General features: G+C 69.1%; 16 protein-coding genes. 7 read left to right on the forward strand and 9 right to left on the reverse strand.

The features are described from left to right. Window positions 1–10: 10 nt before the first annotated feature. Window positions 11–1,258 carry a glutamate-5-semialdehyde dehydrogenase gene (locus tag ABQE89_RS22835; protein WP_448420895.1) on the reverse strand — a complete coding sequence of 416 codons (1,248 nt, stop codon included), beginning with the start codon at window positions 1,256–1,258 and terminating at the stop codon, window positions 11–13. 73 nt (window positions 1,259–1,331) lie between these two features. On the opposite strand from ABQE89_RS22835, the gene ABQE89_RS22840 reads away from it, so the two are divergent. The 5 genes from ABQE89_RS22840 (at window position 1,332) to ABQE89_RS22860 (ending at window position 4,281) form a co-directional block, all read left to right on the forward strand. Further along, entirely contained in the window at window positions 1,332–2,213 is an 882-nt protein-coding gene (locus ABQE89_RS22840) for a ribokinase (protein ID WP_448420897.1), read from the forward strand. Then, a complete protein-coding gene (locus tag ABQE89_RS22845; protein ID WP_448420899.1) occupies window positions 2,210–3,040 on the forward strand; it encodes an enoyl-CoA hydratase/isomerase family protein in 831 nt (276 codons plus the stop codon). The genes ABQE89_RS22840 and ABQE89_RS22845 overlap by 4 nt, the downstream gene beginning before the upstream one ends. 83 nt (window positions 3,041–3,123) lie before the next feature. Then, a complete protein-coding gene (locus ABQE89_RS22850) occupies window positions 3,124–3,453 on the forward strand; it encodes an ArsR/SmtB family transcription factor (RefSeq protein WP_448420901.1) in 330 nt (109 codons plus the stop codon). Window positions 3,454–3,461: 8 nt separating this feature from the next. Continuing rightward, window positions 3,462–4,076 carry a methyltransferase family protein gene (locus ABQE89_RS22855; RefSeq protein WP_448420903.1) on the forward strand — a complete coding sequence of 205 codons (615 nt, stop codon included), beginning with the start codon at window positions 3,462–3,464 and terminating at the stop codon, window positions 4,074–4,076. Window positions 4,077–4,086: 10 nt separating this feature from the next. Further along, window positions 4,087–4,281 carry a hypothetical protein gene (locus ABQE89_RS22860; RefSeq protein ID WP_448420905.1) on the forward strand — a complete coding sequence of 65 codons (195 nt, stop codon included), beginning with the start codon at window positions 4,087–4,089 and terminating at the stop codon, window positions 4,279–4,281. Here ABQE89_RS22860 and ABQE89_RS22865 read toward each other — a convergent pair. Next, a complete protein-coding gene (locus ABQE89_RS22865) occupies window positions 4,278–6,320 on the reverse strand; it encodes an NAD(+) synthase (protein ID WP_448420907.1) in 2,043 nt (680 codons plus the stop codon). The two genes, ABQE89_RS22860 and ABQE89_RS22865, sit on opposite strands and share 4 nt — an antisense overlap. Before the next feature lie 43 nt (window positions 6,321–6,363). Here ABQE89_RS22865 and ABQE89_RS22870 point away from each other — a divergent pair, with 43 nt between their 5' ends. Together ABQE89_RS22870 and ABQE89_RS22875 are read left to right on the forward strand one after the other, a co-directional pair. Further along, window positions 6,364–6,903 carry a cysteine hydrolase family protein gene (locus ABQE89_RS22870; protein ID WP_448420909.1) on the forward strand — a complete coding sequence of 180 codons (540 nt, stop codon included), beginning with the start codon at window positions 6,364–6,366 and terminating at the stop codon, window positions 6,901–6,903. Between the two features lie 138 nt (window positions 6,904–7,041). Then, complete coding sequence (locus ABQE89_RS22875) at window positions 7,042–7,959, forward strand: NAD-dependent protein deacetylase (protein ID WP_448420911.1); 918 nt, start codon at window positions 7,042–7,044, stop codon at window positions 7,957–7,959. Here the strand turns inward: ABQE89_RS22875 and proB are convergent. The 7 genes from proB to ABQE89_RS22910 all read right to left on the reverse strand — a co-directional run. Then, window positions 7,903–9,003 carry a glutamate 5-kinase gene (proB, locus tag ABQE89_RS22880; RefSeq protein ID WP_448420913.1) on the reverse strand — a complete coding sequence of 367 codons (1,101 nt, stop codon included), beginning with the start codon at window positions 9,001–9,003 and terminating at the stop codon, window positions 7,903–7,905. The genes ABQE89_RS22875 and proB overlap by 57 nt on opposite strands. Then, window positions 9,000–10,460, reverse strand: a complete 1,461-nt coding sequence (gene obgE, locus ABQE89_RS22885; protein WP_448420915.1) for a GTPase ObgE — start codon at window positions 10,458–10,460, stop codon at window positions 9,000–9,002. The genes proB and obgE overlap by 4 nt, the downstream gene beginning before the upstream one ends. A 93-nt stretch (window positions 10,461–10,553) precedes the next feature. Continuing rightward, complete coding sequence (rpmA, locus tag ABQE89_RS22890) at window positions 10,554–10,835, reverse strand: 50S ribosomal protein L27 (protein WP_448420917.1); 282 nt, start codon at window positions 10,833–10,835, stop codon at window positions 10,554–10,556. A gap of 10 nt (window positions 10,836–10,845) precedes the next feature. Further along, window positions 10,846–11,157: a 50S ribosomal protein L21 gene (rplU, locus tag ABQE89_RS22895; protein ID WP_448420919.1), complete on the reverse strand. Its 312-nt coding sequence runs from the start codon at window positions 11,155–11,157 to the stop codon at window positions 10,846–10,848. 159 nt (window positions 11,158–11,316) lie between these two features. Continuing rightward, entirely contained in the window at window positions 11,317–14,202 is a 2,886-nt protein-coding gene (locus ABQE89_RS22900; protein WP_448420921.1) for a ribonuclease E, read from the reverse strand. Window positions 14,203–14,541: 339 nt separating this feature from the next. Beyond that, entirely contained in the window at window positions 14,542–14,964 is a 423-nt protein-coding gene (ndk, locus tag ABQE89_RS22905) for a nucleoside-diphosphate kinase (protein ID WP_448420923.1), read from the reverse strand. 10 nt (window positions 14,965–14,974) lie between these two features. Continuing rightward, a partial coding sequence (locus ABQE89_RS22910; protein ID WP_448420925.1) for a DUF4233 domain-containing protein occupies window positions 14,975–15,349 on the reverse strand: 375 nt, incomplete at its 5' end.

A 15,349-nucleotide genomic window follows, 5' to 3' on the forward strand; every position in this document is an offset into this window, starting at 1 on the left:
TGGTTTCTGATCATGCCGGACGGGTCTGCCCGTCTCCCCACACGATCCACTTGGTTGACGTCAGTTCGGACAGCCCCATCGGGCCACGGGCATGCAACTTCTGTGTCGAGATGCCGATCTCGGCGCCGAAGCCGAATTGTTCGCCGTCGGTGAATGCCGTCGAGGCGTTCACCATCACCGCCGCGGCGTCGACTCGCTCGGTGAATCGTTGCGCCGCAGCGAGATCGGTCGTGACGATGGCTTCGGTGTGTCCGGTGCCGAACTCGTTGATGTGCGCGATCGCCGCGTCGATCCCGTCGACCACCGCGACGGCGATGTCCATCGACAGAAATTCGGCGTGCAATTGCTCGTCGGACGGGTTCTCGTGCACGGCGACCCCGGCCCGCTGCAACGCCGTGGTGAGCCGGGGCAACGCCCGGTCGGCGATCGCGGAGTCGATCAACAGCGACTCGGCGGCGTTGCAGACGCTGGGCCGCCGCGTCTTGGCGTTGAGCACGATACGTTCGGCCACGTCGAGGTCGGCCGACTCATGTACGTACACATGGCAATTGCCGACGCCGGTCTCGATGGTCGGCACCATCGCGTCCCGGACCACCGCGTCGATCAGCCCCGCACCGCCGCGCGGGATCACCACGTCGACCAGACCGCGGGCCTGGATCAGGTGGGTCACGCTCGCGCGGTCTTCGCTGGGCAGCAATTGCACGGCGTCGGCGTCGAGACCCTCGGCGACCAGTGCCGCCCGCAGCGTCGTCACCAGCGCCTCGTTCGACTGGGCCGCAGACGAACTGCCGCGCAGCAACACGGCGTTGCCCGACTTCAACGTCAGCCCGAACGCGTCCACGGTGACGTTGGGCCGACCTTCGTAGACGATGCCGACCACGCCGAGGGGGACCCGCTGCTGGCGCAGTTGCAGACCGTTGGGCAGGGTGCGCCCGCGCAGTACCTCACCCACCGGGTCGGGCAGGCCCGCGACCTGCCGCAGACCGGAGGCGATGCCGTCGACACGCTGCGGGTTGAGGGCCAGCCGATCCAGCATGGCCTCGGGGGTGCCACCTTCACGGGCGGCGTCGACATCGCGTTGGTTCGCCGCCAGGATCTGGTCCACGTTGGCCAGCACCGCGTCCGCCGCGGCGTTGAGGGCGCGGTTCTTGGTTTCGGTGCTCAGCGTGGCCAGTGCGCGCGACGCGACGCGGGCCCGGCGCGCGGCGTCGTGCACCTGCTCTCGCAGGCCGGGAAGCGACGGGGCTTGCACACTCATCTGTCCAGCGTATCGAACGTCTCTGCGCTGCTAGCCACACGTCAGGCCGTCGGGCGGACTAGGTTGGACGACTATGGCGGCGCGGGTCTGCGTGGTGGGCAGCGTGAACCTGGACCTCACCTTCACCGTGGATGCCCTGCCGCGTCCGGGCCAGACCGTGCTGGCGTCGTCGCTGTCGACGGCTCCCGGCGGCAAGGGCGGCAACCAGGCGGTGGCCGCGGCGCGTGCGGGCGCCCGGGTGAGCCTGGTCGCCGCGCTGGGCACCGATTCGGCCGCCGACCAGCTGCGGGCCCACCTGCGCGCCAACGACGTCGGACTCGACGGTGTGGTCAACCTGCCCGGCCCCAGCGGCACGGCCGTGATCACGGTCGACTCCTCGGCGGAGAACACCATCGCGGTGGCGCCGGGAGCCAACGCCCACCTGAGCGTGGACTCCCCCGAGGTGTCGGCGGTCGTCGCCGGATGCGACGTGATGCTGCTGCAACTGGAGATCCCCGTCGCCACCGCCATCGCCGCGGCGCGGACCGCGCGAACCGCCGGCGCGGTCATCGTCGTCAACGCCTCGCCGACCGGCGCCAAACCGCACGACCTGCTGGCCCTGGCCGAACTGGCCGACGTCGTCGTGGTCAACGAGGCCGAGGCCCGCGAGTGGCACTGGCCGGTCCCACACCTGGTGATCACCCGGGGTCGTCGCGGCGCCAGCTACCTCGGCGACGATGAGCGGTTCGACGTGCGCGCACCGGTGGTGGACGCCGTCGACACCACCGGGGCCGGCGACGTGTTCGCGGGCGTGCTGGCCGCCGGGTGGCGAGACGGCCACGAGGACGCGCTGCGGCGCGCGTGCGCGGCCGGCGCCCTTTCGACGTTGGTGCCCGGGGCCGGCGACTGCGCCCCGTACGCCGAGGCCATCGACGATGTCGTGTCACACAGGAAGGCGATCGAGGGACATCTATGACAACCGCAGAGCACAAAAGCGCACCGCGTCCGCCCGACGGCGACTGGCTGGGCACGCCGTTTTTGAAGTTCACCCGCGAGGGCGCTTTCGGGGTGTGCCGACTCGACCGGCCGGAAGCCCGCAACGCGATGACGGGGGCGATGTACTTCGGCATCAAGTACGCGGTCAAGCATGTCGAGAACGATCCCGACCTGGCCGGGCTGCTGATCACCGGCACCGGTGACGTCTTCGCACCCGGCGGCGATCTGGGTGGCGGCGGCGCCGACGACTGGATGAGCTTCGGCTCTGCGCTGGGGATGGACGCGTTGCCGTTCGACACGCTGCGCCAGTCCACCAAACCCGTGGTGGCGGCGGTGAACGGGTTGTGCCAGGGCGGTGGGTTGCAGATCGCGCTGTGCGCCGACATGGCCGTGGTCAGTGACCGGGCCACGTTCCGCGTGCCCGAGTTGTATCGCGGGATCGCCGACACCTACTACAGCCAGATGCTGGCCCGGCTGATCGGGCCGGTGCGCACCCGCGACCTGATGTTCACCGGGCGCACGCTGACCGCCGAGGAAGCGCAGGACTGGGGCATGGTGGCCCGGGTGGTGCCGCACGACGAGTTGACCGAGACGGCCCGCGAGGTGCTCGCGCAGTGTTGCCGCACCGCGCCCGCGGCGCGATCCGTCGTGAAGTCCAGCCTGGACAACTACCTCGGTCTCTACGACCGCATCGGTATGCAGGCCAGCCTGGGCGCACCCGAGTCCATCGAGGGCTTCATGGCGTTCAAGGAGCGGCGCTCACCGGACTGGGTGCACCCCGAGCTACGCGTCGACGGCCGCCTCTGACGTGTGATTTCGGCGTGGTTGGTCGCGTTGGGCGCGACTGCGCACGCCGAAATCAGTACAGATTCTGCTGTACTATCGGCGCTATGCAGACGGTCACCCACAGCGATGCCCTGTCGCGGTTCGGCTGCGCGTTGTCGGACCCGACGCGCGCCGAGATCCTGCTGATGCTGCGCGACGGCCCGGGCTACCCGTCCGAACTGGCCGACAAGATCGGGGTGTCGCGCCAGATCCTGTCCAATCACCTGGCGTGTCTGCGCGGATGCGGGCTGGTGGTGGTCCAGCCCGAGGGCAGGCGGAGCCGATACGACCTGGCCGACGCGCGAATCGCCCACGCGCTCGACGACCTGGTGGGGCTGGTGCTCGATGTCGACCCGGCCTGCTGCCCGGCCGCCGACGCCGACGCCTGCTGCTGATGCCGGCCATGGCCGTCGTCGCGCTCGTCCTGTTCGCCTGCTACGCCGCTCTCGGGTTCGGTTGGCGCAGTTGGATTCAGCACCGTCGCACCGGGTCGACGGGATTTCGCGGGCTCAGCGGCCGACCCGGATCACTCGAATGGTGCGCCGGCATCGGATTCGTCGTCGCGATGGCCTTGGCCGTGTTCGCCCCGATCCTGCAGTTGGCCGGCGCGGTGGCACCGTTCGCCGTGCTCGCCCAGGAATGGCTGCATGTCGCCGGCATCGTCGTCGCGGTCATCGGCATCGGCGCCACCGTCTATGCCCAACTGCACATGGGTGACTCGTGGCGCATCGGCGTCGACGACAGCGAGGTGACCACGTTGGTGCGCACGGGAGTCTTCGGCTGGGTGCGCAATCCGATCTTCACCGCGATGCTGACGTTCGGTATCGGGCTTGCGATGGTGACGCCCAACGTGGTCGCCGTCGTCGGGGTGGCGCTGCTGATACTCACCATCGAACTTCAGGTCCGCGTGGTCGAGGAGCCCTATCTGCTCGACGTCCACGGCGAGTCATATCGCGAATACCTCGCTGAGGTGGGACGTTTCGTTCCCGGGGTGGGGAGACGCCGTCTGCCGCGCTAGCGTGGATCAGATGGCACCCAAGCAGACGAACAGCACGCGAAATGCCAACTGGCTGTGGATGCCGCTGATCATCGGACTGATCATCGGAGTGTGCGTGGCCGCCGTGACCGATCAGTGGTGGTGGGCGACCGTCGGAGCGTTGGCCGGGGCGGCCGTGGGCGCGGTCAGCGCCGGCGTGATCCGGCGGCCGGGTTCGAACCGCTAGACCTCGGGTATCTCGCGGTCGATCTCGTCGAGCCAGACCCGCGCGGACATGTCCGAGGGTGCGCGCCAGTCGCCCCGTGGTGACAACGACCCGCCATGGGACACCTTGGGGCCGTTCGGCAGTGCCGAGCGTTTGAACTGCGAGAACGAGTAGTACCGCTGCGCGAACACCCGCAGCCAGTGGCGAATCTCTTTCAGCGAGTACGCCGGACGCTTGTTCTCGGGGTAACCCGCAGGCCAGCCGCCGCGGTCCGGATCACTCCACGCATGCCAGGCCAGGAAGGCCACCTTCGACGGCCGGAATCCGTATCGCAGCACCTGGAAAAGCGAGAAGTCCTGCAGCACATACGGACCCACCTTGGCCTCGCTGCTCTGGATCTCCTCATCCTCCCCTGTCGGAACCAGTTCAGGGGTGATCTCGGTGTCGAGCACCGACATCAGCACCTCGTTGACCGCGTCGTCGAACCGGTGTGAGGACACCACCCAGCGGATCAGGTGCTGGATCAACGTCTTGGGCACCCCGGCGTTGACGTTGTAGTGCGACATCTGGTCGCCCACCCCGTAGGTCGACCAGCCCAACGCCAATTCGGACAGGTCGCCGGTGCCCAGCACGATTCCGCCGCGCTGGTTGGCCAGCCGGAACAGGTAGTCGGTGCGCAGCCCGGCCTGCACGTTCTCGAAGGTGACGTCGTAGACCTTCTCGCCGCGGGCAAACGGATGCCCCATCTCGGTGAGCATCAATTGCGCGGTGTCCTTGATGTCGATCTCCTCGAACGTGACCCCGAGCGCCTCCGCGAGGCGGATGGCGTTGCCCTTGGTGCGTTCGCCGGTCGCAAACCCGGGCAGCGTGAACGCCAGAATATCGCTGCGCGGCCGGCCTTCTCGGTCCATCGCGTGGGCGGCGACGATCAGCGCGTGCGTGGAGTCCAGTCCCCCGGACAGCCCCAGCACCACCTTCGGATAGTCCAGCGCGCGCAGCCGTTGCTCGAGGCCGGCCACCTGGATGCTGTAGGCCTCGTAGCAGTCCTGTTCCAGCCGTGACGGGTCGGCGGGCACGAACGGGAAGCGCTCCACCTCGCGGCGCAGCCCGATGTCGCGGGTCGGCGGGTCGAGCCGAAACTCGATACGGCGGAACGACTCCGCGGTCAGCCCGTGGTGGATGCGGTTGTCGTCGAAGGTGCCCATCCGCAACCGCTCGGAACGCAGCAGTTCGAGGTCGACGTCGGCCACCGACCGGCGTTCACCCTTCGGGAACCGCTCGGACTGCGCGAGGCACAGCCCGTTCTCCCAGATCATCGTCTGGCCGTCCCAGGCGAGATCGGTGGTGGACTCGCCCTCCCCTGCCGCGGCGTAGACGTAGGCGGCCAGACACCGCGCCGAAGCCGATCGGGCCAGCAGGCAACGGTCTTCGGCGCGTCCGATCGTGATGGGGCTGCCGGAGAGGTTGGCCAGCACCGTCGCCCCCGCCAACGCCGCCTGCGCGCTCGGCGGTACGGGCACGAACATGTCCTCGCAGATCTCGACGTGCAGGACGAAGCCGGCCAGGTCGGTCGCGGCGAACAGCAGATCGGGACCGAACGGCACGTCGGTGTCGCCCATCCGGATGAAGCCGCGCACCAGGTCACCCGCGGCGAACTGACGCCGCTCGTAGAACTCGCGGTAGGTGGGCAGATAGGACTTGGGCACCACCCCGAGAACGGTGCCGCGGTGGATCACCACGGCGGTGTTGTAGATCCGGTGCTGATAGCGCAGCGGCGCACCGACCACCAGGACAGGCGTCAACTGCGCCGACGCCGCGACGACGTCGAGCAACGCGTCCTCCACGGCGTCGAGCAACGCGTCCTGCATCACGATGTCCTCGATCGAATACCCCGACAGCGTCAGCTCCGGAAACACCGCGAGCGCGACACCGTCGTCGTGGCAGGCACGCGCCAACCCCAGCACCGAATCCGCATTCGAATGCGGGTCGGCCAGGGCGGTGTGATGCGTGCAGGCGGCGACGCGCGCAAAGCCATGCCGGTACGCCGAGTAGAAATCCATGCTTCATTGTTGCCCGAAACCCGATTGGGGTATGCACTTGCCCATGAGTCAGGTAGCCCTGCTGGTCGTCGACATGCTCAACACCTACCGCCACGAGGATGCCGAGAAGCTGGCGCCGCACGTCGGCGAGATCATCGACCCGCTGGCGGGCCTGGTCGCCGAGGCGCGCGAACGCGACGACGTCGACGTCATCTACGTCAACGACAACTACGGCGATTTCACGGCCCAGTTCAGCGACATCGTCAAGGCTGCCCTCGACGGTGAGCGCCCCGACTTGGTGAAACCGATCGTGCCCCAGAGCGGATGCCGGGTGCTGACCAAGGTGCGCCACAGCGCGTTCTTCTCCACCTCGCTGGAGTACCTGCTGGGTCAGCTGCGCCCGGAGCGGCTGGTGCTGACGGGTCAGGTGACCGAGCAGTGCATCCTCTATACCGCGCTGGACGCCTATGTGCGTCATTTCCCGGTGGTGGTGCCGCCGGACGCGGTGGCCCACATCGACGCCGAGCTCAGCGATGCGGCGCTGACAATGATGAGCAGCAATATGCGCGCCGAGATCACCCCCGCGGCCGACTGCCTCCGCTGAGCCCCCCTACCGTCTCGCCCAAACGGACGTTTGGGCGAGGAAGAGCGAGTAGATGGCGCCAGAACGTCGATCTCGGCCTAGGTGTGGCCCCAGCTGCGGCCGCATACGGTGAGCCGACGCCCGCTTACCCTGGACGGCGTGGATGCCCCCGAGCTCGTCGCGCTGCTGCGTGACCGCCGCGTCGCGGTGCTCACCGGCGCCGGGATCTCCACCGATTCCGGAATCCCCGACTACCGCGGCCCGGACTCACCGCCGAGCAATCCGATGACGATCCGCCAGTTCACCTCGGACCAGGCGTTCCGGCAGCGGTACTGGGCGCGCAACCACCTGGGCTGGCGGCACATGGACGCGACGATGCCCAACGCCGGCCACCGCGCCGTGGCGGCCCTGCAGCGCTGCGGCGTGGTGGCCGGGGTGATCACCCAGAACGTCGACCTGCTGCACACCAAAGCGGGCAGCACCGACGTGATCGACTTGCACGGCACCTATGCGCGGGTGATCTGCCTGGACTGCGGACACACCATGTCGCGGGCGGCGCTGGCCGACCTGTTGGAGGCGGCCAACCCGGGCTTCGTCGAACGCGCGCAGAGCCTCGGCGGCATCGCGGTCGCCCCCGACGCCGACGCGGTCGTCGACGACACCGCCTCGTTCCGGGTCGTCGACTGCCCGCCCTGCGGCGGCATGCTCAAACCCGACATCGTCTACTTCGGCGAGAATGTCCCCAAAGACCGTGTCAACCAAGCATATTCACTAGTCGACTCGACCGAGGCGCTGCTGGTTGCCGGCTCGAGCTTGACGGTCTACTCCGGCTACCGGTTCGTCCGGCACGCCGCGGCGGCCGGTATACCCGTCGCGATCGTCAACCGCGGCCCCACCCGTGGCGACGACCTGGCCACGGTCAAGGTCGACGCCGGCTGCAGCGAGATGCTGACCCTGCTGGCAAGCGATTTCGGCGTGCCCAGTTGCGACCAGCGCGACCACACACGCCGAAACCGTGGCTTAGACGGCGACCAGATCGTCGGCGTGCACGGCCGGCCGGCGCATCTCGGCGGGTAACTCCGACGTCGACCGGCCCAGCATGGTGGCCAATTCGGAGTGGTCGTAGGCGACCACCCCACGGGCCACCGTCGTCGCATCCGGGGCCCGCAATTCGACGACGTCGCCGCCGTAGAACCGGCCAGACAGCGCGATGATGCCCGCCGGGAGCAGCGAGCGCCGCTGGCCCACCACCGCGCGCACCGCCCCGTCGTCGATGGTGAGCGCACCCGACACCTCGGCGGCGTAGCGCACCCAGAACCTGCGCGCGGACATCCGCTCGGCGCGCGGCGCGAACACCGTACCGACCGACGCGTCCGACAACGCCGTGGCGACATCCGACGCGGCGGCCAGCAACACCGGCACGCCCGCGTCGGCGGCCAGCAACGCCGACGACAGCTTCGACGCCATTCCCCCGGTCCCGAGACTGCTGCCGCGTCCGGCCACCACACCGTCGAGATCGTCGGGTCCGTCCACCTCGGGGATGAACCGGGCGTCGCCTTTTCGGGGGTCCGAGTCGTAGAGACCGTCGATGTCGGAGAGCAAGATCAGCGCGTCGGCGCCGACCAGATGGGCCACCAGCGCCGAGAGTCGGTCGTTGTCGCCGAAGCGGATTTCGTTGGTCGCCACGGTGTCGTTCTCGTTGACGATCGCGACCGCGTGCAGCGCGCGCAGCCGGTCCAGAGTGCGTTGGGCGTTGGTGTGCTGCACCCGCATCGAGATGTCGTGCGCGGTCAGCAGCACCTGACCGACCACCCGGTCATAGCGGGCGAACGCCGCGCTCCACGCGTTGACCAGCGCGACCTGCCCGACGCTGGCGGCGGCCTGTTTGGTGGCCAGGTCGCCGGGTCGCTTAGAGAGTTTGAGCGGTTCGATTCCGGCCGCGATGGCGCCCGACGATACGATCACCACATCGGAGCCGGCCTTCATCCGGCGCTCGATCGCCTCGGCGAGGGTGGCCAGCCTGCTCGCGTCGAACACCCCGGCCGGTGTGGTCAGCGCGGTGGTGCCGATCTTGACGACGACGCTGCGCGCAGTGCGGACCGCTTCGCGATGCCGGCTCACGACTCGCCGCCTTCGGGCCGCCCGCCCGGGCGGCGACGCTCGCGGCGGGCGGCCTTGCGCTCGGCGGCCGACACGCGATCGGTCTGGTCCAGGCGGGCGTCGGTGCCGCGCCCGGACGGCACCACGTCGACGCCGGCGGGGGTCTGCGGCTCCCAGTCGAAGGTGACTTCGCCGATGGTGACCGCGCAGCCGGGTTTGGCGCCCAGGCGCAGCAGTTCGTCCTCGACGCCGAGGCGAGCCAACCGGTCACCGAGGTATCCGACCGCCTCGTCGTTGGTGAAATCCGTTTGCGCGACCCACCGTTGCGGTCGCGTGCCGCGCACGACGTAGCCTCCCGTCCCGTCGGGCTCGACGCTGAACCCGCTCTCGTCGACCGGTACCGGACGGATGACGGGTCGGCGCGCCACCACCTCCGGTTGCGAGGCGCGATAGGTCGAGACCATTTCCCACAGCGCGAAGATCAACGGCCGCAGGCCTTCTCGGGTCACCGTCGAGACCAGGAACACCGGCCAGCCGAACCGGTCGGCGATGTCCTCGCGGACGAATTCGGCAAGTTCGCGGGCTTCGGGCACGTCGATCTTGTTGAGCACCACCGCACGTGGCCGCTGCCCCAGGTCGCCCAGTGTCGTATCGCCCTGCAGCGTCGGGGTGTAGGCGGCCAGTTCGGCCTCCAGCGCCTCGATGTCGGAGACCGGGTCGCGGTCGGGTTCCAAAGTCGCGCAGTCGACGACGTGCACCAGCACCGCGCATCGCTCGATGTGGCGCAGGAACTCCAGACCCAGGCCGCGGCCCTCGGAGGCGCCCGGGATCAGACCGGGGACGTCGGCGACGGTGAACGTGTGCTCGCCGGCCGACACCACCCCGAGGTTGGGGGTCAGCGTCGTGAACGGATAGTCGGCGACCTTGGGTTTGGCCGCCGAGATCGTCGACACCAGCGACGACTTGCCCGCCGACGGAAACCCGAGCAGACCGACATCGGCGACGGTCTTGAGTTCCAGGGTCAGGTCGCGGACCTCGCCGCGCTCGCCGAGCAACGCGAAACCGGGCGCTTTGCGGGCGCGCGACGCGAGCGCGGCGTTGCCGAGACCTCCACGGCCTCCTGCGGCGGCGACGAAACGGGTGCCGGCGCCGACCAGGTCGGCCAGCATCCGGCCGTGCTCGTCGAGTACGACGGTCCCGTCGGGGACCTTCACTTCCAGATCGGCGCCCGCGGCGCCGTCGCGGTTGCCGCCCATCCCCTGCTTGCCCGACGGGGCCACGACATGGGGGTGGAAATGGAAGTCGAGCAGGGTGTGCACCTGCGGATCGACGACCAGGATGACGCTGCCGCCGCGTCCGCCGTTGCCGCCGTCGGGTCCGCCGAGCGGTTTGAACTTCTCGCGGTGCACCGAGGCGCAGCCATTACCGCCGCTGCCGGCCCGCGCGTGTATCACCACGCGGTCGACAAACCGGGGCATCGAAACTCCTCTCCTGCCGAATCGGACGTTTGGGCGCGAAAGTGCGGGTGCCTAACGCCTGAACGTCGATCTCGACGGTGGGAGTCAGGCCTCTCAGGCCTCGACGGCCTCGGTCGGCTCCAGGGACGGTCGCACGACGTTGACGGTCTTGCGGCCGCGCTTCATGCCGAACTCGACGGCGCCGGGCGCCGTGGCGAACAGCGTGTCATCGCCGCCGCGCCCGACGTTGACACCGGGGTGGAAGTGCGTACCGCGCTGGCGCACCAGAATCTCGCCGGCCTTGACGATCTGGCCGCCGAAACGCTTGACGCCGAGCCGCTGGGCTGCGGAGTCGCGACCGTTGCGTGAGCTGGAAGCGCCCTTCTTGTGTGCCATCTGTTCGCCTCTACTTGATGCCGGTGACCTTGAGGACCGTCAACGGCTGACGGTGCCCCTGCCGCTTGTGATAGCCGGTCTTGTTCTTGAACTTGTGGATGCGGATCTTGGGGCCCTTGATGTGCTCGAGGATCTCGCCGGTGACCGCGACCTTCTCCAGCGCCTTGGCGTCGCTGGTGACCTTCGCGCCGTCGACGACCAGGGCGACGGGCAGCGTGACCTTGGCGCCGGGCTCAGAATCGAGCTTCTCCACCTTGACCACGTCTCCGACGGCGACCTTGTACTGCTTGCCGCCGGTCTTGACGATTGCGTACGTCGCCATCGTTGCTCTGTCTCCTACGTCGCTTCTTGACAGCGCGCAACCGCGACCGCGCGTGTCTGGGTGTCCGACTGTCGCCGGCGGGGCCTGGCGACAACTGCTCAAGGCTACTTGAGCCGCAGCGGGACGGTCAAATCACCGCAGGTCACGGCTCATCGCCGCTCACCCGCCCTGGATGGGCGGTCCCGCGGGCCGCACCGCGGCGCGGCGGCGGTGCCGCCCAGCCGGCCGGGTCACCGGCGGCGGCCCGTAGCCGTCATCGTCGGAATCCTCGTCCTCGTCGTCGGAGTCCTCGTCCTCGTCAGAGTCTTCGGAGTCGTCGGAGTCGCCGTTGAGGACCTCGATGTCGTCGTCCAGGTCTTCCTCGTCGTCGTCCAGTTCGATCTCGTCCTCGTCGGAGTCCTCATCGGAATCCTCGTCGGATTCGAAATCGTCCTCGAGGTCGTCGTCGACGGCATCGGCGACGCCGGTCCGAATGGCGTCGGAGTCGACCTCGGCGACCTCCTCGGCCTTCGTCTCGTCCTTCTCGCCGGGCTCGTCGGCGAGGTCTTCGTCGTCGCCGTCCTGGCGGTCGCTGGCGGCCGCCATCGCCTTGAACATCGGATGTTCGCCCGCAGGATGGGCGGGCACCTTCGCGACCGGCACGTCGTCGGTCTTACCGCCCCGCTTACCGCGCTTACCGCGGCGGCTGCCGCCGTCCTTACGTCCGTTCGACGCCGTGGAATCGACGGGGTCGCCGTGCAGCACGATCCCGCGGCCCGCGCAGTGCGGGCACGGCGTGGAGAACGCCTCGATCAGTCCGGTGCCGAGGCGCTTACGCGTCAGCTGAACCAGCCCGAGCGAGGTCACCTCCGAGACCTGGTGGCGGGTGCGGTCCCGGGCCAACGCCTCGGTCAGCCTGCGCAGCACGAGGTCGCGGTTGGACTCCAACACCATGTCGATGAAGTCGATGACGACGATGCCGCCGATATCGCGCAGCCGCAGCTGGCGCACGATCTCCTCGGCGGCCTCGAGGTTGTTGCGGGTGACGGTCTGTTCCAGGTTGCCGCCGGAGCCGGTGAACTTGCCGGTGTTCACGTCGACGACGGTCATCGCCTCGGTGCGGTCGATCACCAGCGTGCCACCGGACGGCAGCCACACCTTGCGGTCCATCGCCTTGGCGAGTTGCTCGTCGATGCGGTGCACGGCGAACACGTCGGGGCCGTCGGGGGACGCGGGCTCGTACTTCGTCATCCGTGGAAGCAGTTCGGGCGCAACCGCGCTCACGTAGTCGTTGATGGTGTTCCAGGCGTCGTCGCCGGACACCGTCAGCCCGGTGAAGTCCTCGTTGAACAGGTCGCGGATGACCTTGACCAGCACGTCGGGCTCTTCGTAGAGCGCGACCGCCGCACCGGCCTTCTTCTCGGTGATCTCGGCCGCCTTGGCCTCGATCTCCTGCCACCGCTTCTGCAGCCGGTCGACGTCGGTGCGAATGTCTTCTTCCTTGACGCCCTCGGAGGCGGTGCGGATGATCACGCCCGCATCGGCGGGCACGACCTCGCGCAGGATCTCCTTGAGCCGCTGGCGTTCGGTGTCGGGCAGCTTGCGGCTGATGCCGGTCGACGAGGCGCCCGGCACGTAGACCAGGTAGCGGCCGGCCAGCGAGACCTGCGTGGTCAACCGGGCGCCCTTGTGACCCACCGGATCCTTGCTGACCTGGACGACGACGTAGTCGCCGGGTTTGAGGGCCTGTTCGATCTTGCGGTTCTGACCGCCGAGGCCCGCGGCCTCCCAGTTGACCTCGCCGGCGTAGAGCACGCCGTTGCGGCCGCGGCCGATGTCGACGAAGGCCGCCTCCATCGAGGGCAGCACGTTCTGCACGATGCCGAGATAGATGTTGCCGACCAGCGACGTCTGCGCCGCCGAGGTGACGAAGTGCTCGACGACGACGCCGTCTTCGAGCACCGCGATCTGGGTGTAGCGCGCGCCTTCGTGCGGCGGTTCGGTGCGGACCTTGTCGCGTACCACCATCATCCGCTCGACGGCCTCGCGCCGGGCCAGGAATTCCGCCTCGCTCAGGATCGGCGGGCGGCGCCGGCCCGCGTCGCGGCCGTCGCGCCGGCGCTGCCGTTTGGCCTCCAGCCGGGTCGAGCCGGTGATGCCCTGGATCTCGTCGGACCCGGCGGACTTGTCCTTACCGGACTGCCGCGGCTCGCGCTCGTGCACGACGGTGTTGGGCGGGTCGTCCGGTGAGCCGGAGTCCCCGTTGTCGCCGGAACTCGACCGGCGACGGCGTCGGCGCCGGCGCCGACGGGTGCCGGCCTCACCGCCGCCCTCGTCGTCGCTGTCATCACTGTCGTCGTCCGAGTCGTCCGAGTCATCGGCGTCAGTGCCGGAATCCTGCCCCGAGCTTCGCCCGTCGCCCTGGGTGTCGCCGTCGGTGTCGGAGTCCTCGCCGCCCTGCTCGCCTCGCCCGCGGCCACGTCCGCGGCGGCCGCGACGCCTGCGCCTGCCGGATGGGCGCTGCTCATCGTCGGAATCCTGGGCGTCGTCGCTGTCGTCGTCGCCGTCGTCGTCATCGTCGGCATCGTCGAACTTGACCGGCTGCGGCGCGACGAACAACGGCATATAGCCGGCGGGTTCGGGGGCGCTGTCCGGTGCGGGGGGCTGGACCTGCGCCGGGGCCGGCTGCTCCTCGGTGTCGTCGGTGGTGCCTTCGTCGCCTGCGGCGTCCGGGGGCACCACCTCTGCGGCGTCCGGGGGCGCCACGTCGGCCGGCGGCGCCACCTCGGCCGGCGGCGGCACCTCGGCGACCTGGGCTGCTTCGGGATCGGGGGCGTCGGCGACGGCCGCACGCACCCGTTCGATCTCGTTCTCCTCGACCACCGACTGGGCGGTGCGGGGCCGGCCGTCGAGAGCGGTCAGTTCATCGAGCACCCGCTTGCTCGTGGTGCCCAATTCCCGCGCCAGCGAATGGACCCTCAGCTTTTCGTGCTGAGTGTCTTCTACTGTCTGGGTCTGATCCGGTAGCTCGTCGGTCGGGGCTGGAGAGTTTTCACTGTCGGCCACGTAGTCTCCTCTAGCCCCCGGGCGCGTCCTGTTCGTCGCGGCCACGCGAGGGCTTCGCTATTGACCCGGGCTATTACTTCTCCCGAGCTTGTTATGGTCTCGCCCCGAGCAGTCCTCTGGTTAGGACCATCTCGGCGCCTGTTGCGAATGATGGCTGGACGGTCTGCGCCGCATGCGCACACGAGGAGCGGAAATGGACTCCGCGCGTGGCGATGGTCGCGCACGTCTAAGTCTTCATTCGGATGTCCGGCCCCGGTTTGAGGTCGGCCACCCGAGGCCAGTATCCCACATCACGCCCACCCGCCCGACCATGCCGCGCGAGCTGGGCCGACACCAAGGTCAGGCGTTGGCCTGTTCGCTGGGGAACCAGAGGGCGATCTCGCGGGCCGCCGACTCCGCCGAATCCGACCCGTGCACCAGGTTGTCCTGGGTGATCAGCGCCATATCGCCACGGATCGTGCCGGGTGCGGCCTTCTCGACGGGATCGGTGCCGCCGGCGATCTGGCGGAACGCCGCGATGGCCCGCGGGCCCTCGACGACGGCCGCGACGACGGGCCCGGAGGTGATGAACTCCAGCAGCGACCCGAAGAACGGCTTGTCTTCGTGCTCGGCGTAATGCCGGCGGGCGAGGTCGTCGCTGACGTTCTTGAGCTCCAGGGCCGCGATGGTCAGGCCCTTCTTTTCGATTCGGCCGAGGATCTCTCCGATCAGGCGCCGCTGGACGCCGTCGGGCTTGATCAACACGAGGGTGCGCTCAGTCACAGCCGTCAGCCTAGTCGGGCGGGTCCTGCTGGCCCGGCAGCAACCCGCGTCTCTGGCGGCGAAGAACCTCGGCGCGCAGGTATGCGATCACCAGCCACACCACCAGGAAGATGACGCCGACGAACCCGATCGCGCCGTCCATCGTGGCGCCGGCGATCAGCACCACCTGCATCGCCACGTTGACCCAGATCGCCCAGGAGCGGCCCTGCACCGCGGTCAGCGCCACCAGCACCACGGCCACACCGATCAGGAAGCCGCCGCTGGCCCCGGTCAGCCCGCCGCCGAGGTGCGAAACCACCGGCAGCGCCAGCAGCACCACGATGGCTTCCAGAATCAGGGTGCCTGCCAGCACGCCGCGGAAGCTCTTCCACGGATCGGGCGGTGC

The organism is Mycolicibacterium sp. XJ1819 (assembly GCF_053483675.1).

What these genes read in the sequence shown, in the direction of transcription:
- ABQE89_RS22835 (WP_448420895.1), bottom strand. Translation starts at nt 1,258, where the DNA reads ATGAGTGTGCAAGCCCCGTCGCTTCCCGGCCTGCGAGAGCAGGTGCAC.
- ABQE89_RS22840 (WP_448420897.1), top strand. Translation starts at nt 1,332, where the DNA reads ATGGCGGCGCGGGTCTGCGTGGTGGGCAGCGTGAACCTGGACCTCACC.
- ABQE89_RS22845 (WP_448420899.1), top strand. Translation starts at nt 2,210, where the DNA reads ATGACAACCGCAGAGCACAAAAGCGCACCGCGTCCGCCCGACGGCGAC.
- ABQE89_RS22850 (WP_448420901.1), top strand. Translation starts at nt 3,124, where the DNA reads ATGCAGACGGTCACCCACAGCGATGCCCTGTCGCGGTTCGGCTGCGCG.
- ABQE89_RS22855 (WP_448420903.1), top strand. Translation starts at nt 3,462, where the DNA reads ATGGCCGTCGTCGCGCTCGTCCTGTTCGCCTGCTACGCCGCTCTCGGG.
- ABQE89_RS22860 (WP_448420905.1), top strand. Translation starts at nt 4,087, where the DNA reads ATGGCACCCAAGCAGACGAACAGCACGCGAAATGCCAACTGGCTGTGG.
- ABQE89_RS22865 (WP_448420907.1), bottom strand. Translation starts at nt 6,320, where the DNA reads ATGGATTTCTACTCGGCGTACCGGCATGGCTTTGCGCGCGTCGCCGCC.
- ABQE89_RS22870 (WP_448420909.1), top strand. Translation starts at nt 6,364, where the DNA reads ATGAGTCAGGTAGCCCTGCTGGTCGTCGACATGCTCAACACCTACCGC.
- obgE (WP_448420915.1), bottom strand. Translation starts at nt 10,460, where the DNA reads ATGCCCCGGTTTGTCGACCGCGTGGTGATACACGCGCGGGCCGGCAGC.
- rpmA (WP_448420917.1), bottom strand. Translation starts at nt 10,835, where the DNA reads ATGGCACACAAGAAGGGCGCTTCCAGCTCACGCAACGGTCGCGACTCC.
- rplU (WP_448420919.1), bottom strand. Translation starts at nt 11,157, where the DNA reads ATGGCGACGTACGCAATCGTCAAGACCGGCGGCAAGCAGTACAAGGTC.